Origin of the sequence: Brevibacterium sp. CT2-23B (assembly GCF_013168765.1) — a bacterium.
Classification (GTDB): domain Bacteria; phylum Actinomycetota; class Actinomycetes; order Actinomycetales; family Brevibacteriaceae; genus Brevibacterium; species Brevibacterium sediminis.
This window is the reverse complement of record NZ_JABBYK010000002.1, coordinates 149,308-170,150: the sequence shown is the minus strand read 5'-3', so window position 1 is coordinate 170,150 and position 20,843 is coordinate 149,308. Positions and strand designations below refer to the sequence as shown.

Below are 20,843 nucleotides of genomic sequence, written 5' to 3'. Positions count from 1 at the left end.
GAGCCGCAGAATTAGTTCCGCGTTAGTTTATCATTCTGTTACTTCAAGTTAAGAAAATGTCACACGGCTCACTCAGCGTGCTTCAAACGACGTTCCTCCGAGCGATTTCTGATCACTTGTTCACTCGACTGGATGAACCGTGAAGTCTGCTCACCGGCGGCTGTGTCGCCTAAATAGAACTGAGCCAATTCAGCGACCAACCCACTTTGCGCTTCGGCCTCTTCGATGAGATCGACAACTCCTTGCCTGTTCATCGGGTCGACTGCCGGACATCGATCCAGAAGACCTCCCTCGAGCACCTCCGCGGCCGGTTCATGGGGCTTGACCATCACAAGCGGCTTCCCGGACGCGAGCCAGTCGAATGCCACCGACGACATCTCGACTACGGCAAGATCAGCTTCATACAATTGCCAAGAAACGTCCGAACTTTCGTCAAGGAATCCACGAGGGTCAGATTCGACGATCTCCGCCACGTTTTCTGCGGCTTTACCGAAATCTTCACGCATCACTCCGGTACGTGGATGCGGTCGGAAGATCACCCGATAGCCAGCTTCCAGCAGCGAAGTGACGATCTGTTCTCCGTTGTAAGCGATGGTTCCGTAGGCCATCGATGGGGAATCACCTTCCCACGTCGGCGCGTAGAAGACCGCTTTGCCATCAGGATTCTTCGTCTTGAACTCTTTCCACTCGCGAGGAACGGAACGCGGGCGATCCAGCTGAGGTCGACCGACATCGAACATGCGATCTTTGCCCAAGCCGTAGAGCGTCTGCTCAATCCTCTGTCTGGCGGCTTGACCGGCGGTGAAGACGTAGTCATAGCCTTTGAGCTGATTGGAGATCATCGAGATCTTCTCGCTCTCACCATGGCTGAGGTGCACATGAGCCGGTTCAGGATAACGCAGCGCCTGAAAGTTACTCGTTCCCTGGTTGACATAGAACACCGCTCTCAGGCTTGGCGACTGCATGAACTCGTCCAGTCCCTTTGTCAGTCGTGAGAAGCGAACTGGAAAAGAGGTGACACCCTTCAGATGTTTGGCGACCAAGGCATTCCGGACCATGATGCCGAAGGGTCGATCACCGTGACCGAGCTCTTTGAGTCGAGCCTCAAGCTGCGCGAATGGCCACAGCCACTGTTCCAGCTGATAGACCGAACTGAGATCCCCTGCAAAGTAGGCAGCTGCCACGAACTCGTCGTCGTCGTGAGGATGGAATTCATCAGACAGCCGAGACTCGCGAACGCGCTCACGCAGTCTCTGCGCAGCGAGTTTCGCCACTGACTGCGCGAAGTTGGCGCCACGAACCGCGGTATGCGGCAAATCTGCCGGAAGAAAGGTCATGCCCACTATTGTGCATGCCTATCTGTGTCCGACCTGAACTCGACCTCCGTTCCTACTTAATCGCGGTCAGCTACGCCCCGAAGTCGTCATCCGGAGCCAAGGGCTCAACCTCGTCGAGATCAGGCTCGGTGCTGAAGGATGCCCGAGGTGGATCCGGCAACATGCCGATGAGTTCATTGACGGCCTGCGCAATGATGTCGTGCTGATAGCCGGAGAGCCCGAAGACTCCGTGGAGATAGGCATCGATTTCCAGCTCGCTCAGCTCACTGCCCAAACTGACGCTGTGCAACCAGACTCCTTCGAGGGAGAGCTTCCAGTAGTCGATCACCTCGGCCAGCTTTGCCCCTCTTGACTGAATGGCTCTGTCCATACTCTCGTATTCGTAGCCCTCGAAAGATCGGATGGGGGCTCGCCCGCTGTGCCCTGCCAGAGGGCCTCGGGAATCATTCATCACGCTAGTGTTCGCGCCGTCGGTTTCAGGGGCGGCCATGTCGCCAGAGACAGATCGCGCCTCACTCCGGCGCAGACCGTGCCTTCACCAGAATGAGGGGCGACGCAGAGATCAACCTTCGAACAGCGGTGCAAAGCCTGCGGGCAGCTGTGAGCGGAGATCGTCGACCTCGCCCTCGGAGACTGCGGCGTCAAGCGTCGAGAGCACCGCACGCGCGTAGACTCTCGCTGTATCGGGGCCGACGCCCTCGCCCAGATGATCAGCCAGACGACGGAGGAAATCATCGACGTCGTCGGTCAGCGGCGCTTCCGAGCCGTGCCGTTGGAGCGGCTCCTGCAGTTCGGCAGGAAGCTGGGCGGCCAGATCCGCCGCCTCTCCGCCTTTGAGCTGTTTGCCGAGGTTATCCAATACCGTCCTGGTCACGACGGCGGCGCTTTCAGGATCGCCGGGTCCGCCGGTTTCGGTGACGTTTTTGAGGAACTCATCACTGCGCATGTTCAAGCACCTTCTTCCGATTCGCAGTCTTCTGTCACGTCGTCAGTGCGCTGGCCGATCTCATCGGTGGACCCCTCCGGGTGCGTCGCCTTCGGGCTCCTGCGGGACTGCTTCGACGACCTCGTCCTTGTTCTCGAACTGTCGATCCGGCAGAGCTTGCAGAGCCTGAAGTGTCTTCGCAGTGGCCGAGCGTTCGGTCGCATAGTCGATGAGCTCGGTCTTCGAGGCGGGGAATTCCATCCCCTGCAGGGCCTTCTCTGCACGGAGTTCGTCACGTGTGGTCATCGGTGGTTCTCCTTCATCTGTGATTGATATCTGTGTTGTCGCGTTGAACTATTGCTCGTTTCCGAAGACATGGCGACGCTGCTCGACGTGGAACTCAGCCTCGGCGGGTTCGGGGCGGTCCTGCGCTGTCATCATTCTGTGCCAATGCGGATAGAAGGCAGGCAGCTGAGACGCCACAGTGATCCGATCCCGGGCGTCTGCCGGAAGCGTCAGCTCAGCGGCGTCGAGGTCCTCAGTGAGATGGTCGAACTTCCGAGCCGCGATCACCGTGCCGTCCACGCCCGGCCGATCAAGGATCCAGGAGATCACGACCTGCGGGATCGACCAGTCCAACTCGTTCGCAATCTGAGCGAAGAGTTCGATGAGATCATAGGCCCGCTTCCAATCAGCGACATGGGGTTCTGGCCAACCAGTTCCCTGGCGAGTGTCCGAGGGCGTCTGCCGGCCACGTCTGACCTTCCCGTTGAGGAGACCTTCGCCCAGAGGGCTCCAGCCGAACGTCGCCACGCCGAGGTCGCGGGCGGCCGGGATCATCTCGTATTCGATCTCGCGAGCCTCGGGGGTGTAGTACACCTGCTGGGAGATCGGGCCTTCGAGGCCCGCCAGCTGCGCTTCGTAGACGGTTTTCGTCAGCTGCCAGGCACTGAAGTTCGAGACTCCCCAATACCGGATCTTCCCGGCCCGGATCATCTCGTTGACGGTGGCGATGGTCTCCGTGATCGGCGTCTGCCCGTCCCATTGATGGATGTAGAGCAGATCGAGATGATCTGTGCGCAGTCGTTGCAGACTGTCCTCGACTGCTCGCGTCAGATGCAGTCTGCTTGCCCCGGAGTCGTTCGGGCCTTCTCCGGTGGGCATCCGCGCCTTGGAGGTGAGGATGACTTCATCGCGTTTGTCGCCCATGATCTCGCCGAGGACTCTTTCCGCGTCCCCGGCCGAATAGAGGTTGGCTGTATCGATGAAGTTCACTCCACGGTCCAGAGCCTCGCGGAACTGGCGTCGAGCGTCATCTCCGCAGACGCCTGCGATCCTCTCGAATCCGCCACCGGATCCGAACGGAATGGTCCCCAGAGCCAGCCGTGAGACGCGCAGGCCTGAGTTCCCGAGTCGGGTGTAGTCCATGAGCAGCTCCTCCTCGCCATATCGTCGGGTGAGCACGTGTGCGGACTGTGCCCTCACGATTCCAGAACGGTGAGGGGCTTCGCTACCCCTCCCCTCATTTCAGGGATCGGGATACAATTCGGGCTTGTCTCTCCTCTCGCCGCCACCCAGGTCACCGGTGCCGCTCGAGGGAATGATGCTGAATGATTCGTCGTTGCGATCGGTGCCGATATCGATCGAGGGGTCCAAGGCGTAGGTGGACAGTGTCGTCGCACGACCACTGATGTCCCCTGTGAAGCGCTTGTCCATCCTCGCGGGACCGACCGGCTTCCCGGTCATCGGCGCCCCAGTTGATGGCAGGTCGAGGAGGGTGAATGATTCCACGGCCTGCCACAACCTCGAGTATCGTCAAAGAGCTGTTGGACGAAAAGGAGCACCATGGGCAGATCACGCCGGCACAAGGCCGAGCGACCGTCACTGCGTAAGCGATCGGCGGCGGCGAAGACGACGGCCCCCGAGGAACCGATGTTCTTGAGTCGCCGGATCATCGACAGCGAGCCGCAGGAGATGAGCGTGGCCCGGTCTTTCGCCGAGGCGCTGTCCGCACATGACCTGGACGGCTCCGGCTCGTCCATCCCGGGTTCGATCACGCAGGTCGTTATCCCCAGGTCCGCTCCCGGGCTGCTCGAGGAGATCGCCTCAGCGTGGGACCTCCACCCGGTCCTCGTCGATGACCTCTTCCACGCGAACCAGCGAGCCAAGGTCGAACGCTACGACGATGTGCTCTTCCTCGTCCTCAAATCGGCGGTCTACATCGATGCCAAGGAAGAGGTCGAGTTCAATGAATTCCACCTCCTCATGAAGGACGACGCGCTCGTCATCATCTGCCAAGGTGATCGCTTCATCGACGGTACGCCGATCCCAGCGGACACCAGCGGGGTCCAGGAGTACTTCACGAATGAGAAGCGCAGCTGGACGAAAGATCGCGAACTGCTCGCGCTCGGTCCCGAAGCACTCATCTACCGACTGCTCGATACTGCGGTCGATACGTACTTCCCCGTCCTCGACGGCCTGCAGGTCGACAAGGACGGAATCGAGAGGCAGGTCTTCAGCGGAGACACAGCTGCTGCCGAGCGCATCTACCTCCTCAGCCAGGAGGTGATCGACGTCCTTCACAATTCCACCCACCTCAATCGACTGACGCAAGCGCTGGGGAACGGGGCAGCCAAGTACGCGATTCCCGACGACCTTCGCGCCTACCTCGATGATGTCTCCGACCACCTCACGCGAGTCCTCGCCGAGGCGGGCGAGCTGAGAGAAGCCCTGTCGCAGATCCTCAACGTCAATTCCACCCTTGTCGCGCAGCGGCAAAACGAGGACATGAAGAAGATCTCCGGATGGGCGGCGATCCTCTTTGCTCCAACACTGGTCGGTGCGATCTACGGAATGAACTTCGACGATATGCCCGAACTCCACTGGGCCTTCGGCTACCCGATGGCGCTGGGGCTCATGCTCAGTCTGGGCGTTGTTCTCTACGTCGTCTTCCGCGTCAAGAAGTGGATGTGAGCTCGGGCGCCTCGGCGGTCGCGTCGCCCTGTCCTTCGAGCATTTGACCGCTGAGATTGCCGTGCTTGGTCGTGTACAGCTTCAGCTGACCCGGATGGTTGACGATTGAACCGTCGTCACTGGAGATACGCGCTCGTGTGAATCCTCGTCTCGCGACGAGGTCAAGCGAGAAGTCGACGTACTCTTCGGTGATGCGGCTGATCCTTCTCATTGGAACTTCCGCTGTGACCGTGTCGTCGCTGATATCTGCGTCGATTCGCCCATAGAAGGTTCCAGTTCGTGACTTCCACGAGATGAAAGCATCGTCGACGAACGTGTTCCCGGTTCCCGACAGAGCTGCCGTGATGGAGATTCCGTCGGCAGTGACCACCGCTTCGCGAAGCTTTGCACTCACACCTTTCAAATGCGTGATGGGTGCAAACGACTGCTCTGCCAAGACCTGCCCCCATCGTCGGATGATGGCATCTTCCGAAAAGTCGGCCGCCCGCTCGATCGCCTTGGCGCGCATCTGTCGGACATCGCTCTCTGGCATATTGAGGAATTCCAAGATGGCTTCAGACAGCGCGTCGACGTCACCGTTCGGCACAATGAATCCGTTGATCCCATGGTCGACGATCTCCGAGGGCCGATAATCGATGTCGTAGCATATCGGAATGCATCCGGCAGACATGCTTTCTGCGACGACCAGAGCCTGCCCCTCCGAACGGCTCGTCAGAAGGCTGAACGAGCTGGTGAGAAACTTGCTCTTAGCTCCAGGCGTATGTCCGTGCAGATGCACACGTGATTGCGTCCCCGTCCCATCTATCAGAGTTTCCAATAGTGGGCGCTCTTCACCTTCGCCGTAGATGTCCAGCGTCGCATTGGTCTCGTTGGAGGCCCCGATTTCGGCCATCGCGTGAACCGCGTCTTCAACTCTCTTGACCGGAGCGAGCCGGGCAATCATCGCTCCTTTGCCTCGAGGGCGTGGAAACGTCGAGTCACCGTGCAGGTTCTCCGTCAGGTTCGATATCGTCTTCATGCTGCGAGCTGCCAGATTGAGACTGCTCATATCGTTCCGCTGCCCATCGGTGAGAATCGCGACAACGTCAAAAGCATCAAGATGCCGCAGAAGCCCGAACTTGTCCTCAGACATCACACCGAGGTGATCACTGGTGACGTCATCAACAAAATGGCTGTGCACCACTTGGCAGAGAATGATGTTCTCGCGGCGATACCCATGGATGAAGTTTCCGACGAACGCTGAATCACAGATGAGGTAGGACGGATTCGTCCCGATCACCACATCGAGCCAGGCCTGATAGAACTCACGAGCCGAGCCCCATTGAGCAATCACCTTCTGGTCACGGTCGAACAGTGTGATCCGGCGCCCGCCTCGGCGTCCGAATTTCTTCATGTCCTGACGATCGATGACAAGCAGATGCCCGCGATCGTGGTATCGGTCAGCCTGGAGTAGGCGGTCGCCGGAATCCTTCCTCAGCTCAGTCCATTCCTGACCGGTCCGATTCAAGACATCATGGACTGCTGTGGGATCGGGATCGACCGTGCCGACCATTCGACGCAGCTTCCTGTCGGACCACGCGGTGAGGTCCTGCCACAGATTGCGGATCTTCACCTTGCGGTCGATGGTCCCCGGCTCGCGGAGCTCGCGCTCCCGATCCAGATCTTTCATCTCCGGACTCAGAGTCAGAATCTCAACGCGCCTATTGTCCAGCCGAGCGAAAGCGGAGCTCCGTTCAAGCGCGACTGTGGTCATGCCGCCGAAGTCGTAGCCGATTGTCCACGTCAGAGTGAAGTAGCTGCCTTCGGGCAGGAGACCGCGATGAGGGAATCGATGGGGATGGGGGCGCCTTGGGGATGTTTCGGGGATGCTGTTCACTACAGAAATATAAGTCGAACGCGGCAGCGGCCACCGTCGACACACCACAACCGAAAAGTGATGCGCATTTCACGAGGGACCTTTGCGGATTCCGACGCACACGACGGTTCATTGCGCAGCCGGCCGGTCGAAGAACAGTCGGCGTTCCCTGACCAGGATGATCGCCGAGAGGACGAGCATCAGGCCGGTCTGGATGATCTTCGAATCCGGGTCGGTCATGAAGATCTCCGCGGACATATTCGCCGAGGCGTGGAAGACCACCGGAACCAGGATGCTAGGCCCGCACCGAAAGTACAGCCAGTTCATCACGAGCACGAACGCCATCATCGAGACCGGGAAGTTCAGGGTCTGCAGCACGCCCGATTCGACGACCTCGTTCTGGTAGTACCCGTCGATGAATGACAACGGCACATGCCACAGTGCCCAGATGAGAGTGAAGAGCATCGAGGCCGAGAACACCCGCATCTTCCTCACCAAGGTGTCGGTGCCGTAGCTGTGCCAAGCAAGCTCTTCGATGACTGCGGCCCCGATCAGGGTCACCCACACCGGCATCAGCCCCGTCGAGAAGGTGAACCCACCCCGGAACTTGAACTGGCCGGGGTCGTAGCCGAAGAACAGTGACAGCCCCTGTGCAGCCATCAGAGTCAGGGGAACGAGGAACACCGCGGCGACGAGGAACGGCCACCGCGCGGAACTCGGCCACTTCAACCTGCTGACGATGTCGGCTCGCAGCTCCGGGCGATGCCGGACGAAAGCAACGACCACGGCAAGAGGGGCAAACAATCCCGCCAATGACAGCACCAAGGTCGCGACGAGCACAGCCTGATTCTGCTCCGGCAGATGACTGAGATAGGCAGCCGCGAACCAGAACACCCACGGCAGCACGGTCGCCCACACATAGAACGCAACCGGGCGATCGTACTTGTGCAGAACCCTTTCGCCCTGGCGGCCCCGTGTGAAGTCGGGATCCACAGGAGCTCTGCCGAGGGCGGGGTCGGTGACCATAGCGCACAGAATAGAGGTCCGGTCCGGGCCGAAACCAGGGATGGACGTTCCTCAGCTCAATGCCCGCCAAGCAGGGGTACGGCAGGGGCGGCCGCCTCGGCGAAGGTATTCATTTCCCACCCGTTCGTCCACTCTGCCGATGACGTTCACGGTGGCTTCGCCACACGATCACCTGCGCTTCGTAGCGTCGCGGACGTGAATACACAGACAGAGACATCCACACGCACCCGTCCGTTCACGATTCTCGCCACTGCAGTTCTCGCGGCCTCGGCCACTTTCGGCGCCGGACTAGCCCCCGCAGCAGCCGCCGGGCTCGGTTCCGCCGGCGAAGCACCGGGACTCGGCTCCCCCAGCGGCTTCACCGCCCCGGACAAGGTCGATGACATCGAATTCCCGACGACGATCTCCCACCGGGGCGGTGCCGACGTCTATCCGGAAGAATCCATGGAAGGATTCACCGCCTCGGCGAAGGACGGATTCCTCCCCGAGATGGACATCCAGTTCCTCGCAGACGGCACCCCCGTCCTCATCCACGACGACACCGCCGACCGCACCCTCAACGGCGCGACCGGACCCATCCGGGATCTCAGCCGCGAGGAATGGGACTCCGCCACGATCAAGCACCCGGCCGGCGGAGAAGAAGCCGCCACCGTCACCCTCGACGAACTCCTCGACGAAATGGGCGGTGAGGTCGTCATGGTGCCCGAGATCAAGCCCGGGGCCACCCCCGAGGAGGTCGACCGGGTTCTCGACGAATTCGACGAACGCGGATTGAAGGACTCCCTCGTCGTCCAGTCCTTCGACTTCGAGGCGGCGAAGACGATCGCCGAGCGCGGCTACACCTCGCTCTACCTCATGGGCTCGACCATGCCGAAGGAATCACCGGCAGAGATCAAGGACGCCGGCATCGAATGGGTGGGACCGAGCAAGAACCTGCCGACGAACAAGATGCGCGAACTCGACAAGGCCGGCTTCCACGTCGCCCCGTACACACTGGCGACCGCGAAGGACGGTCACCGTCTGCCCGGGTTCATCGACGGCTACTTCACCGACGACGCCTGGACGGACTGACTTTCTCGCGTCGATGAACAGTCAGCGGGGTCCCGGTGGTGGTCGGAAAATCGTCGCCGCGAGTGCTGGCGAGGTTCAGTAGACTGCATGGATGGAGCCACTCGAACGCGGCACACCGATGCCGGACCCGCTGACACCCTATCTCGAGGTCGACCGCACCCAGCCGCGGCACGAATGCTGGGTGACCGGTCACATGGTGGCCGGTCTCGACGGAACGGCTGCCATCCACGGACGCGTCGGCGCCCTGTCGACAGAACCCGATCAGGACCTGTTCCGTCGGATGCGGCAGATCGCCGATGTCGTTATGGTCGGCGCGCAGACGGTCCGCAGCGAAGGCTATGCCCCGATGCGGCTGAGCGAGTCCGCCCGATCGCAACGTCGAACGCGGGGACAGTCCGAGATGCCGCCGGTCGCGGTGGTCAGTCGCAGCCTCGACCTCGACTGGTCCTCACAGGTCTTCGCCGCAGCACCCGAGCACGCGCGCACCATCGTCATCACGTGCGCTGGGGCCGATCCGAAGCGGCTGGCAGCCGCCGAACAGGCGGCCACGGTCATCATCGCCGGTGACGACCGGGTCGAACCGGCGAAGGCTCTGCAGGCCCTCGCCGGTCTCGGGTATCAGGTCGTCCTCTGCGAAGGCGGGCCCCGGTGGCTCGGTGAGCTCGTCGCCGCGAACCGTCTCGACGAACTGTGCCTGTCGATCTCACCGATGATGGGCGGCGATGCGCTGCCCGTGAGCGTCGCGCCGCCGGGAGCCGACATCGCACAGTTCTCTCTGAAATCGACGATGGTCGCCGACGACACACTCTTCCTCCGCTACGAATCGAAGACGGCAGACGAGGGACGATCATGAGCACCCCCGGGCTCGACGACCTCATGGGATCGGTCGATTCCCCGCTCATCGTCGTCACCACCTCGGCGGAGGGTGAACGGGCCGGCTGTCTGGTCGGTTTCCATTCGCAGGCGAGCATCGATCCGGAGCACTACTGCTTCTGGCTGTCGAAAGCCAACCACACCTACCGGGTGGCGCTGCGTTCCGAGCGTTTCGCCGTCCATTTCCCCACCACCGCGGACAGTGAGCTCGCCCGGTTTTTCGGGTCGCGCTCCGGATCGGAGACGGACAAGTTCGCCGGTCTTGACTTCACCGTCACCGGGGATGGGGTGCCGCTGCTCGCGGACCTGCCGAACCGCCTCATCGTCGAACGCATCACGATGCTCGACGACGGAGGCGATCACGTCTGCCTCACGGCCCGTGTGCTTGCGACCGAGACGAAGGGCGGCTTCGCGTCGCTGCGCCCTTCACAACTGGGAGACCTCAGCCCCGGGCACAGCGCCGAGGAACGGGCGATCCGCCCGTAAGCCGACCGCGTGCCGATCTGCTGTCAGCGATGACGGAGCAGCCGGTCAGACACACTTCCTCCACACGGTAACAAGAGACAGCGTGGTCGATAACCCCTGTCGTGGCCGAGATTCCATCCGTAGCGTGGATCATCTCAGCGGGAGCAGAAGCCCCCGCAGAGCGTTAAGGAGATGATTACGATGGCCACCGACATCAGCAGCCCGGTCAAGGACAAGAACTACAACCTCATCTGGGCGATCGAAGCGTCATTGAGCAATGTGTGGAAGCTCGAGACCTACATCCAGGATGCTCGGGAACAGGGCGATGAGGAGCTCGCCGACTGGTTCAGGAAGATCCAGGAGAACAACCGCACGGCCGGACAGCAAGGCAAGGAGATGCTTCTCCAACGTCTTCAATGAGGTCTAGACAGAGCCCCGGTTCGCCGGGGCTCTGGTCTGTCCGGGCCTGCGACAGGACCCTGGGCGCCCCGATGCGTAAGTACCGAACAGACCCCCCTTGTGGCCCGGTCAGACATCAGTACTGTTGAAGCTATTACGACAACGGCAGAGCTGATTCGGGGTCGATAGCATGCCGACCGCGCATCATCCTCATCGCAATGCCATCGACCGTGTAGTAGTGACCTACCTTGCGGCTCTGCTCCTCGGCACAGGCCTGCTGATGCTGCCCGCAGCGACGTCCACTCCCGGCGGCATCTCGGTCCTGTCTGCGCTCTTCACCGCCACTTCGGCGATCAGCGTCACGGGCCTGGAGGTGCTCTCGACCGGAAGCGACTACACGTTCTTCGGCCAGGCTGTGATCCTCGGTCTCATCCAGATCGGTGGCCTCGGCGTCCTGCTGCTCACGACTCTTCTGGCCATGCTCCTCGCGGGAAAGGTCGGGCTCAGGCTCCGGGAGTCGGCTGCCGCCGAGGCCAAGAGCTCCGATATCGGAGGCGTCCGACCCATGGTTCTGCGGATCATCGGTCTCACCATCGCCACCGAGGCGGTCGTTGCCGTGGCGTTGTTTCTTCGCTTCTCCACCCATTACGGCGAAGAAGCCGGAGACGCGGCGTGGGACGCGGTCTTCCATGCAGTCTCGGCTTTCAACAACGCCGGCTTCGGTCTCAGATCCGACAGTCTCGCCGGCTACGCCACCGATCCCTTAGTCTGTGGTCCCGTCGCCGCGGCCATCATCCTCGGCGGACTCGGCTATCCGGTGCTCATCGAGATCGTCCGTCGCTACCGGACTCCGCTGGCGTGGAGCATGACGACGCGTGCGATGGTCGCCGCCACTCCGATTCTGCTCCTTGCCGGCACGGTATTCATCGCCGCCGTCGAATGGAACAATCCCGGAACACTGGGACGATTCGACTGGTGGGACAAACTGCAGGTGGCCGCGTTCCAATCGACGACCACACGCACAGCAGGCTTCAGCACGGTCGATTTCGCGCAGCTGCACCCCGCCACCTGGTTCGTCATGGACATCCTCATGTTCGTCGGCGGCGGCCCCGCGGGAACCGCGGGTGGCGTGAAGATCACCACTGTTCTCGTGCTGCTGGCAATGACCTGGGCCGAGATCTCCGGAGGTACGGCCACGAACCTCTTCGGATCCCGCGTGGCACGATCGGCGTACCGACAGGCAGCGACGGTCATCGTTCTGGCTCTCGCGCTCATCGCCACAGCCACCATCGTCCTCATGCTCGACGACCCGCGGCCCGGGCTGGACCGACTCCTCTTCGAGGTCATCTCCGGCTTCGGCAACGTCGGCCTGTCGACCGGCATCACCGCCGGACTGCCCGGAACGAGTCAAGCCGTCCTCATCACAGTGATGATCCTGGGACGGCTTGGCCCGGTGACCGTCGCTTCCGGCCTGGCGCTGCGGGCACGCGCCATCCGCTACGAACTTCCGGTCGAACGGCCGCTCATCGGTTGAGCCGCCCGACCGACATCGCTGCCTGCCAGTCAGACCCCACGCACTTAAGGAAAGGAGACCGGAGATGAAGAGCAGAAAGTGGCGCACGCGACCTGCGGCGTTCTTCTTGGGAAACCCCCACCCCCTGGCCAGGGACGGGGCGGTGGCCGTCATCGGGCTGGGCCGCTTCGGCGGATCACTGGCCACAGAACTGGCCGCCTACGGCGTCGACGTCATCGGCATCGACATCGACGAGGCGGTCGTGGCCCAATATTCTGACAAACTGGCCTTCGTCTCCCGGACGGATGCGACGGATGAGACCGTGCTGCGCCAGGTGGGCCTCGAGGAGGTCAGCCGAGTGGTGATCGCCATCGGCAACGATCTCGAAGCCGGGATCCTCGTCGCTTCGAAGGTCCTCAAGATCGGGAATCAGCATATCTGGGCCAAAGCCGTCAGCCAGACTCATGCGGACATCCTCGGGCAGTTGGGCGTCGACAATGTGATCCGTCCCGAGAACGATATGGGGCGACGGACAGCGCATCTCATCCGCGGACACATGTCCGACTTCATGTCAGTCAGCGAAGACTTCGTGCTGGCTCGCACTGCCCCGCCGGTGCGCATCTCGGATTCGCCGCTGGCATCGTTCGACATCAGACGCGAGTACGGGATCAGTGTCGTCGCATTCAGACGCGACGGTGAGGACACCTGGAACATCGCTGATCAGGATGTCACTCTCTATGCCAACGATGAGATCCTCGTCGCGGGATCTCCCCGCCAGGTGGAGGACTTCAGCACTCTCGACGAAGAGGACGACGAGGAGGGCTGAAGTCCTCAACCGGTCTCAGACCGCGACCACCTCGACGGGGATGTTGCCGCGAGTGGCCTTCGAATACGGGCAGAGCTCGTGGGTGCGGTCGACGAGCTTCTGCGCGGTCTCGAGGTCCACATCGGGGATGCTCACCTCAAGTCTCACCGACAGTCCGAAGCTCTCACCCTCCTTGCCGATCCCAACCTGCGAGTTGACGACGGACTTCGAGGTGTCGACGCCCTGTTCCTTGCCCGCCAGACCGAGAGCGCCCTGGAAGCAGGCACCGTAGCCGACGGCGAAGAGCTGCTCGGGGTTGGTCCCGCCTCCCGGTCCGCCCTGTTCCTTCGGTGTGCGCAGGTCGACGTCGACCATCTTGTCATCGGTGGCGCCGTGTCCGTCCCGGCCGCCGGTGATCTCCGCACGAGCGGTGTAGGCGATGTTCTCCGGTGTGTTCATTGTCTTCTCCTCACAGATGACGTCACAGGTCTACCGAGACTAACGCAGTTGCCGCGTTCCCGTAAGGGGGCGCAGAAGCCCTGGTCGCAGTGCTAACCTGCCGGCCAGAAGCCGTTGAGACAGCACGGAACAGACGACCGCAGACGGGAGGACAGACGCCGTGAGCGAATCCGATGAGAAGATCCCCACACCCGACGGCATCGACATCAAGACGATGCCGCCCGGAGACAGACGCACCCTCAAACGGGCCATCAGCGGCTCCGCCCTCGGCAATGCCGTCGAATGGTTCGACTACGGTGTCTACTCCTACGTCTCGGTCTACATCGCCAATGCGTTCTTCCCCGGCGAGTGGGGTGTGGCGCTCACCTTCGCCTTCCTCGCCCTCTCCTTCGTCTTCCGACCCTTGGGCGGGTTCGTCCTCGGCCCCCTCGGCGACAAGGTGGGGCGACAGCACATCATGGTCCTCACCATCATCATGATGACCATCCCGACGACGCTGATCGGCATCTTGCCGACTTATGCCACCCTGGGTGCGTTTGCTCCCGTGCTCCTGCTGCTGTGCCGAATGGTCCAGGGCTTCTCCACGGGTGGAGAGTACGGTGGCGCGGCCGTCTACATGGCCGAGTCGGCACCGGACAAGCGCCGAGGCTTCTGCGGGTCGTTCCTCGAACTCGGCACCTTGGCCGGAACCGCCTCGGCGGCCCTGGTCTGCACCATACTGCTCGTCCTCGTCGGCAGCGACGGCATGGACGCCGGCTGGTGGCGGCTGCCGTTCCTGCTCACACTCCCGCTCGGCGGGATCGCACTGTGGCTGCGGATGAAGCTCGATGAGCCCGAAGCCTTCTCCGCGGCGACGAGCCGGCAGCAGACGACGAAGAAGCCCTTCCGAGATCTCTTCCGCGGTTACTCGAAGCAGATCACCATGCTCATGGCCTTCGTGGTCCTGCTCAACATCGGCCAGTACATGGTGCTCACGTATATGCCCACCTACCTCAGCAGCACATTGGGCCATTCGGAGGTCGAGAGCAACTTCACGCTCGTCATTGTGCTCGCGGCGATGATGGTCGTCATCACTCCACTGGGTCGGCTGACCGATACTATCGGGCGCAAACCGGTCCTCTACACTTCGGCGATCGGGTTCATCATCCTCTCCGTGCCGGCGTTCCTGCTCATACAGGCCGAGGGCACCGTCCTGCAGATCCTGGGATTGGGCATCATCGCCCTGCTCCAGGTGATGCTCCAATCCTGCGTCTCGGCGACCCTGCCGGCGATCTTCCCCACACAGGTGCGCTTCTCCGGATTCGCCATCGGCTACAACATCTCCACCGCGATCTTCGGAGGCACGACCGCAGCGGTGAATACCTTCGTCATCCAGAAGACCGGTTTCGAACTCTTCCCCGCCGTCTACCTCGTCGCCGCCGGTGTCATCGGACTCATCGGCATCCACTTCTTCAACGAGACGGCGGGCCGGCCCATCGACGGCGCCACTCCACCCGGCTCCGAAGACGAAGAACTGGCCGAGATGGGCTACGACCTCATCGGCTTCAACGACAACGGCACCGACGATGACTCCGAGGACAAGTCGACGTCCCACTGACGCCGCTGCCGCTTCCCAAGCACCGGTCGGAGGTCCACGATGGAGTGAGAGAGCGGGTCAGCTCGACCTCGGCTCGGATTCCAGTCTGAGGAGGACTCATGGGACGTTTTCTGCTGATCACGTCGACACTCATCGTGCTCATCGCAGTCGCCTGGGCAGCCGCCGTCGGACCGTGGGCATGGTGGGTCCTCGGTGCGGTGGTGCTCGCCATCGTCGGCGTGGCCGCGTACGACCTGCTTCAGCGCAAACACTCGATTCTGCGCAACTACCCGGTCGTCGGTCATCTGCGATTCCTGTTGGAGACTCTCCGCCCCGAACTCCAGCAGTACTTCATCGAACGCAACTGGGACGGACGTCCTTTCGATAGAGACATCCGCACCCTCGTCTACGAACGTGCGAAGGGAATCCACGGAGAGCTCGCTTTCGGCACCGAACGGGACGTCAACTCCGCCGGCTATGAATTCCTCATCCACTCCACCGCGCCCGTCGCGGTTCCGGACCAGACGCCTCGTGTGCAGGTGGGTGGGCCCGACTGCGCAAAGCCCTACAGCATGGCACTGCTCAACGTCTCCGCCATGAGCTTCGGCTCCCTCTCGCCCAACGCCGTCAGAGCACTCAACCGCGGTGCCGAACTCGGCGGCTTCGCCCATGACACCGGCGAGGGCGGGATCTCCGACTACCACCTCGAAAACGGCGGCGACCTCGTCTGGGAGATCGGTTCGGGCTATTTCGGCGCCCGGACCGACAGCGGCGACTTCGACCCCGTCCAGTTCGCCGACCAGAGCTCCCGCGACCAGGTCAAGTGCGTCTCACTCAAACTGAGCCAGGGCGCGAAACCCGGAATCGGAGGCGTCCTGCCCGCGGCGAAGGTCAACGCCGAGATCGCTCGAACCCGCGGCGTCCCGCAAGGCGAGAAGTGCGTGAGCCCGGCCGCCCACAGCGTCTTCAGCACCCCGGTCGAACTCATCGAGTTCATCGCCCGGATGCGCGAACTCTCGGGTGGCAAGCCCACGGGATTCAAACTCTGCGTGGGATCCCGCACGGATGTGCTCGCGATCTGCAAGGCGATGCTCGAGGTCGGGACCGCACCCGACTTCATCATCGTCGACGGCTCCGAGGGCGGCACGGGTGCCGCTCCCCTGGAGTACGAGGATCACGTGGGCACACCGCTCACCGACGGCCTGCTCACCGTCCACAACGCGCTGGTCGGAACGGGCTTGCGAGATCGGATCCGCGTCGGCGCCAGCGGGAAGGTCGCCGCGGGCAACGACATCGTCAAACGCCTCATCCAGGGGGCAGACTATACGAACTCGGCCCGCGCCATGATGATGGCTGTCGGCTGCATTCAGGCTCAGATCTGCCATACCGGTCAGTGCCCCGTAGGCGTCACCACCCAGGACCCCAAACGGCAGAGGGCTCTGCATGTGGGTGATAAGAGTGAGCGGGTGCGGAACTACCAGGAGGCGACCGTGCAGCAGGCCGTGGAGATCATGGCATCCATGGGTGTCAGCGATCCCACCGAGCTCTCGCCACAGCAGCTCCACCGCAACATCGGCCGCAACGAACACCTCTCGTACGCCGAGCTCTACGACTGGCTCGAACCAGGAGAGCTGCTGGAGCAGCCGCCCGAGTCCTGGAGCAGCGACTGGGCGAGGGCCGATGCGGGAACGTTCCGTTCGGTCTGAACACGAGATTCGGCGATTTTCACTGACAAGGCACCTAGTCTGATACCGTGGCTCGGCGTGTTCCACGAACCCGCGCACGCGAAATCTGCCGCCGATCCAACGCAGCCGTCGAATCCGAAAGACCGTATCGTCTCCATCGATGTCATCCGCGGCATCGCCATCGCCGGCATTCTGCTCATCAACTTAGGCTACTTCCTGTCCCAAGCCGGGCAGACAGAGGATCCCGTCGGTACCGACGCGGTGATCTGGCAGGTCGTCGACGATGTCGCCCTCGGCAAGTTCCATTTCGTCTTCGCCTTCCTCTTCGGCACCGGCGTGCACATCTTCCTGAGCAGGCTGCGTGCGAAGCATCGTTCGACTTGGGTCTACGTGCGACGGATGATCATCCTCATCGCGGCCGGCATCATCAACTCGGCCCTCGGAGGCATCGATGTGCTCGCCTCCTACGGCGTCCTCGCGCTCCTGCTTCTGCCGCTGACTCGACTGCCGCGCTGGGCCTTCGTGATTCTCGGCGTCGCGGCGGCGACGGTTCCCGACGTGCTGCAGCTGGCGTCGAGCCTCGGCGATCTCCAGCCGCCGGCGCTGCTCTTTCCCATCCTGTCGTACGTCCGGACTCTGGGACACATGATGCTGGGGTTCTGGCTGACCGGTCTCGGCCTGTACTCCGCAGCAACTCGAGTCCCGGTCACCGGACTCTTCGTCCTCAGTCTCCTCGGCTCGGTGCCGATCTGGATCTGGACCACCGCTGCCGGGACAGGATCGACCGAGGCTCACGAGATCGCCTTCCGCACCGCTCTGATTCCCGGTCTCATGTACATCATCGGTCTCATCCTTCTGCTGCGCACCCGACTCGGCCGAAGAAGCCTGTCCTTTCTGCGTCTGTACGGTCGGATGGCGTTCTCGAACTATCTGGGACAGACCGTGGTCTGCGTGCTGGTCATCCCGCTCCTGACCGCTCACGGACATGTCTCCGCGGCTGGCGGGCTCATCGTCTGGGCAGTCATCATCATTGCCCAGTGTGCATTCTCGACGGTGTGGCTGCGCTTTTTCCGCTACGGCCCCCTGGAATGGCTGTGGCGCTGCGGCACCTATTGGGAGCACACACCGCTCCGATACGCCGCCGAAACTCGGTCGGAATCCGCCTCGCATAGCTGATCGGTCTCAGGCGACCGTCCGCCTTCCAAAGGAAACTCAGATCCGCACATCCTCTGAGTCGATGTCGGCGCGCAGGCCGCGCCAGACCGGGTGGCGCAGGCGTCCGGCCTCGGTCAGGCCCGAGAACCTCACCTCCCCGACGAGATCGGGTCGCACCCAGTGGGCATCTCGCGACTCAGCAGCCGGCACCGTGAGCGCCGGCGTCTTCCGCGACCGGCGACCGAGACTGGAGCGCAGACTCCGCAGGGCCGCCTCGTCGAACCCGGTGCCCACGCGGCCGAGGTAGTGGAGCCCGTCGTCGTCATGGGCGGCGACCAGCAGTGAGGCGAAGCTGTCCGAGCGTTCGCCTTCTCCGGTCCGCCAGCCGACGATGATGACATCGCGCGTCGAGGCGTGCTTGAGCTTGGCCCAGGTGCGGGTGCGTTTTCCGGGGAGATAGACGCTGTCGGTCCTCTTCGCCATCACCCCTTCGAGTCGAAGCTTCCGACTGGATTCGAAGGCGGCATCGACGCTTCCTTCGAAGGCGTCGGGAACATGGATGTACTCGCTCTCGGCCACGAGTTCGAACAGCCGTTCGCGCCGTTCCGTATAGGGGACGCGTAGCAGCGAGGTCCCGTCGGCATGGAGGACGTCGAAGAGCATGAGGTACACGGGGGTGCGTCGCCGCTCCTGTTCGACGTCGCGCTCTCGGGTCAGTCCCATCCTGCGTTGGAGTCTCCCGAAATCCGGTCTGCTGCCCTGCCCGAGGGCGACAATCTCCCCGTCGAGGACGCAGTCGACATCGACACAGTCGGTCAGTTCGCGAAGCTCCGGATAGGTGCTCGTCATGTCACGGCCGTTGCGGCTGGTCAGCTCGATGCTGCCGCTGCGGTCCCCGTCACCCGGCTGCACCCTCGCCAGGGCACGGATGCCGTCCCACTTCATCTCGAAGGCCCAGTCCTCGGCTTCCCTGCGCACGGAATCGATGTCTCCGATGCTCGCGAGCATCGGAGACAGATCCGCCGGCAGAGCCTCCTTCTTCGAATTCTTCGAGGCTCGCTTGCTCGAGGAACGACCAGTCGGAGTGTCCTTCTTCGAGGAATGGTCCGCCGCCGACTGCTTCTTCGGCTGGTCCTCCATAAGGTGGATCATCCAGTTCTTCTCCGGGTCCTTGTTCGGACCGTGGCCCCCGGTGTTGAACAGGGCGAACCGCCGCACTCCCCCGAGGCCGCCGTCCTCACGCCCGTGGAGGACCGCGATGATCTCCTTGCCCTCCTGCCACTTCTCGATGTCGCAGGTTCCGGAGTCCCAGATCTCCACGTCGCCGGCTCCGTACTCCCCTTTCGGGATCGTGCCTTCGAAGCTGCCGTATTCGAGGGGATGGTCCTCGGTCTGAACCGCCAGGTGGTTTTTCCCCGGGTCCGTCGGCGGCCCCTTCGGCAGCGCCCAGGAGACCAGCACACCGTCGTGTTCGAGTCGGAAGTCCCAGTGGAGGCTCCTCGCATGGTGCTCCTGGATGACGAAGGTCAGTTCGTCCCCGCTCGTTCCCTGTTTCGCTGGCACGGGTTCGCTCGTGCGCTTCGCATCCCGTTTGGACCGGTAAACCTCAAGTCGGTCGCGCACGACCTCCGGGGCCTCGTCCGACCTCGGCTCGGCTTTGGACTCCGAACCGGCTCCGGGCTCCGGCGCCGAGGCGGTTCCTCCGACCGCCTCGGCGAGGGGTTCGAGAAGATCCCCGAAGTCGTCCACGCGGTCGAGGACCTCCTCGAAACGCACCTGCTCGACCGCGGCCGGATCATCGAACTCGTCCCAGCTGCGGGGAGCGGCGACCATGGGAGTGAAGCGTCCGCGCAGCGAATACGGGGCGACCGTGGTCTTAGCCGCTGAGTTCTGCGACCAATCGATGAGCACCTTGTTCTCACGCAGCGTCTTCTTCATCGCCGAGACGATGAGATCTTTGTGGTCGGCCTCCAGGCTGCGGGCGAGCTCATGGGCGACATCGGAGACCTGCTGCGAGCTCACCGACCCGTCCAGCGGTGCATAGAGGTGGACGCCTTTGGAACCGCTGGTCACCGGGTATGCGTCGAGGCCCATGCCCTCGAGCAGTTCGCGGACGAGCTGAGCCACCTCGATGCAGTCGGCCAATTCGCGTCCCGGGCCCGGGTCGAGGTCGAAGACCATCCGGTCAGGGTATCTGCTCTCGGAATCGATCGTGCCGGGATCCTTCGCCCCGGCCCTCACCGTCCACTGGGGCACATGGATCTCGAGCGCGGCCATCTGCGTGAGGTACGTCAGCGTCGCGAGATCGTTGACCAGGGGGTAGCGTTTGGTGCCGGTGCTGTGTCGGATCGCGCGGGAGCGGATCCATGACGGGGCGGATTCGGGCAGGTTCTTCTCGAAGAACACGTCCCCGGGGTCATCGGGAGTGCCGACCCCGTCGACCCAGCGTTTGCGCGTGGCGATCCGGTCCCGAGCATGACGAATGAGATGCGGCGCGATCGTGGCGCAGTAGTCGAGGATCTCACCCTTGGTCGTCTTGGTCTCCGGATAGAGGACCTTGTCCAGATTGCTCAATGTCAGCCGATGGCCCTCGACCGTGACCTTCTGCTCGTGGCGTGCCATTGGGCACCTCCTCCTGTGCACCGTTCGGGCTCATACCCAAGATCGTCCTTTCACGGTAGTCGGAGACCGCCATGGGCAACAGGGGGTGCGAGATCGTCCCGACC

General features: G+C 62.6%; 20 protein-coding genes. 10 read left to right on the top strand and 10 right to left on the bottom strand.

Features of this window, described 5'->3' with window-relative positions:
* Positions 1 to 68: 68 nt before the first annotated feature.
* The 6 genes from HIM68_RS05905 to HIM68_RS05880 all read right to left on the bottom strand — a co-directional run bounded on the left by HIM68_RS05905 (position 69) and on the right by HIM68_RS05880 (position 4,053).
* A complete protein-coding gene (locus HIM68_RS05905; RefSeq protein ID WP_172170608.1) occupies positions 69 to 1,337 on the bottom strand; it encodes a CDP-glycerol glycerophosphotransferase family protein in 1,269 nt (422 codons plus the stop codon).
* Between the two features lie 70 nt (positions 1,338 to 1,407).
* Entirely contained in the window at positions 1,408 to 1,707 is a 300-nt protein-coding gene (locus tag HIM68_RS05900) for a hypothetical protein (protein ID WP_172170606.1), read from the bottom strand.
* A 192-nt stretch (positions 1,708 to 1,899) separates the two neighbouring features.
* On the bottom strand, positions 1,900 to 2,283 hold the full coding sequence (locus tag HIM68_RS05895; protein ID WP_172170604.1) for a DUF2267 domain-containing protein: 384 nt from the start codon (positions 2,281 to 2,283) through the stop codon (positions 1,900 to 1,902).
* A gap of 60 nt (positions 2,284 to 2,343) precedes the next feature.
* The gene (locus tag HIM68_RS05890) at positions 2,344 to 2,568 is read right to left on the bottom strand and encodes a DUF2795 domain-containing protein (protein ID WP_172170602.1); all 225 of its coding nucleotides are present in this window, start codon (positions 2,566 to 2,568) and stop codon (positions 2,344 to 2,346) included.
* 48 nt (positions 2,569 to 2,616) lie between these two features.
* Complete coding sequence (locus HIM68_RS05885; RefSeq protein WP_172170600.1) at positions 2,617 to 3,690, bottom strand: aldo/keto reductase; 1,074 nt, start codon at positions 3,688 to 3,690, stop codon at positions 2,617 to 2,619.
* A 99-nt stretch (positions 3,691 to 3,789) separates the two neighbouring features.
* Complete coding sequence (locus HIM68_RS05880) at positions 3,790 to 4,053, bottom strand: hypothetical protein (RefSeq protein ID WP_172170598.1); 264 nt, start codon at positions 4,051 to 4,053, stop codon at positions 3,790 to 3,792.
* Between the two features lie 54 nt (positions 4,054 to 4,107).
* Here HIM68_RS05880 and HIM68_RS05875 point away from each other — a divergent pair, with 54 nt between their 5' ends.
* Positions 4,108 to 5,235: a magnesium and cobalt transport protein CorA gene (locus HIM68_RS05875; protein WP_172170596.1), complete on the top strand. Its 1,128-nt coding sequence runs from the start codon at positions 4,108 to 4,110 to the stop codon at positions 5,233 to 5,235.
* Here HIM68_RS05875 and HIM68_RS19295 read toward each other — a convergent pair.
* Positions 5,219 to 7,111 carry a glycosyltransferase gene (locus HIM68_RS19295; protein WP_172170594.1) on the bottom strand — a complete coding sequence of 631 codons (1,893 nt, stop codon included), beginning with the start codon at positions 7,109 to 7,111 and terminating at the stop codon, positions 5,219 to 5,221. The genes HIM68_RS05875 and HIM68_RS19295 overlap by 17 nt on opposite strands.
* 108 nt (positions 7,112 to 7,219) lie before the next feature.
* Positions 7,220 to 8,116 (bottom strand): CPBP family intramembrane glutamic endopeptidase, encoded by an 897-nt coding sequence (locus HIM68_RS05865; RefSeq protein ID WP_216656964.1) that lies wholly within the window; start codon positions 8,114 to 8,116, stop codon positions 7,220 to 7,222.
* Positions 8,117 to 8,311: 195 nt separating this feature from the next.
* Here HIM68_RS05865 and HIM68_RS19170 point away from each other — a divergent pair, with 195 nt between their 5' ends.
* The 6 genes from HIM68_RS19170 to HIM68_RS05835 all read left to right on the top strand — a co-directional run bounded on the left by HIM68_RS19170 (position 8,312) and on the right by HIM68_RS05835 (position 13,263).
* On the top strand, positions 8,312 to 9,187 hold the full coding sequence (locus tag HIM68_RS19170) for a glycerophosphodiester phosphodiesterase family protein (protein WP_172170592.1): 876 nt from the start codon (positions 8,312 to 8,314) through the stop codon (positions 9,185 to 9,187).
* 91 nt (positions 9,188 to 9,278) lie between these two features.
* Entirely contained in the window at positions 9,279 to 10,040 is a 762-nt protein-coding gene (locus HIM68_RS05855; RefSeq protein ID WP_172170590.1) for a pyrimidine reductase family protein, read from the top strand.
* A complete protein-coding gene (locus tag HIM68_RS05850) occupies positions 10,037 to 10,546 on the top strand; it encodes a flavin reductase family protein (protein WP_172170588.1) in 510 nt (169 codons plus the stop codon). The genes HIM68_RS05855 and HIM68_RS05850 overlap by 4 nt, the downstream gene beginning before the upstream one ends.
* Before the next feature lie 180 nt (positions 10,547 to 10,726).
* The gene (locus HIM68_RS05845; protein ID WP_101555755.1) at positions 10,727 to 10,945 is read left to right on the top strand and encodes a hypothetical protein; all 219 of its coding nucleotides are present in this window, start codon (positions 10,727 to 10,729) and stop codon (positions 10,943 to 10,945) included.
* A 169-nt stretch (positions 10,946 to 11,114) separates the two neighbouring features.
* Entirely contained in the window at positions 11,115 to 12,458 is a 1,344-nt protein-coding gene (locus tag HIM68_RS05840) for a TrkH family potassium uptake protein (RefSeq protein WP_172170586.1), read from the top strand.
* 64 nt (positions 12,459 to 12,522) lie between these two features.
* Complete coding sequence (locus tag HIM68_RS05835) at positions 12,523 to 13,263, top strand: TrkA family potassium uptake protein (protein WP_172170584.1); 741 nt, start codon at positions 12,523 to 12,525, stop codon at positions 13,261 to 13,263.
* Between the two features lie 15 nt (positions 13,264 to 13,278).
* On the opposite strand, the gene HIM68_RS05830 is transcribed toward HIM68_RS05835, so the two are convergent.
* Entirely contained in the window at positions 13,279 to 13,701 is a 423-nt protein-coding gene (locus HIM68_RS05830; RefSeq protein WP_139908814.1) for an organic hydroperoxide resistance protein, read from the bottom strand.
* A 160-nt stretch (positions 13,702 to 13,861) separates the two neighbouring features.
* On the opposite strand from HIM68_RS05830, the gene HIM68_RS05825 reads away from it, so the two are divergent.
* The 3 genes from HIM68_RS05825 to HIM68_RS05815 all read left to right on the top strand — a co-directional run bounded on the left by HIM68_RS05825 (position 13,862) and on the right by HIM68_RS05815 (position 18,138).
* Entirely contained in the window at positions 13,862 to 15,298 is a 1,437-nt protein-coding gene (locus HIM68_RS05825) for an MFS transporter (RefSeq protein ID WP_216656963.1), read from the top strand.
* A 98-nt stretch (positions 15,299 to 15,396) separates the two neighbouring features.
* Positions 15,397 to 16,983, top strand: a complete 1,587-nt coding sequence (locus HIM68_RS05820) for an FMN-binding glutamate synthase family protein (protein ID WP_172170582.1) — start codon at positions 15,397 to 15,399, stop codon at positions 16,981 to 16,983.
* A 57-nt stretch (positions 16,984 to 17,040) separates the two neighbouring features.
* The gene (locus tag HIM68_RS05815) at positions 17,041 to 18,138 is read left to right on the top strand and encodes a DUF418 domain-containing protein (RefSeq protein WP_172170580.1); all 1,098 of its coding nucleotides are present in this window, start codon (positions 17,041 to 17,043) and stop codon (positions 18,136 to 18,138) included.
* A 36-nt stretch (positions 18,139 to 18,174) separates the two neighbouring features.
* On the opposite strand, the gene HIM68_RS05810 is transcribed toward HIM68_RS05815, so the two are convergent.
* Positions 18,175 to 20,739: an ATP-dependent DNA ligase gene (locus HIM68_RS05810; RefSeq protein WP_172170578.1), complete on the bottom strand. Its 2,565-nt coding sequence runs from the start codon at positions 20,737 to 20,739 to the stop codon at positions 18,175 to 18,177.
* Positions 20,740 to 20,843 lie beyond the last annotated feature (104 nt).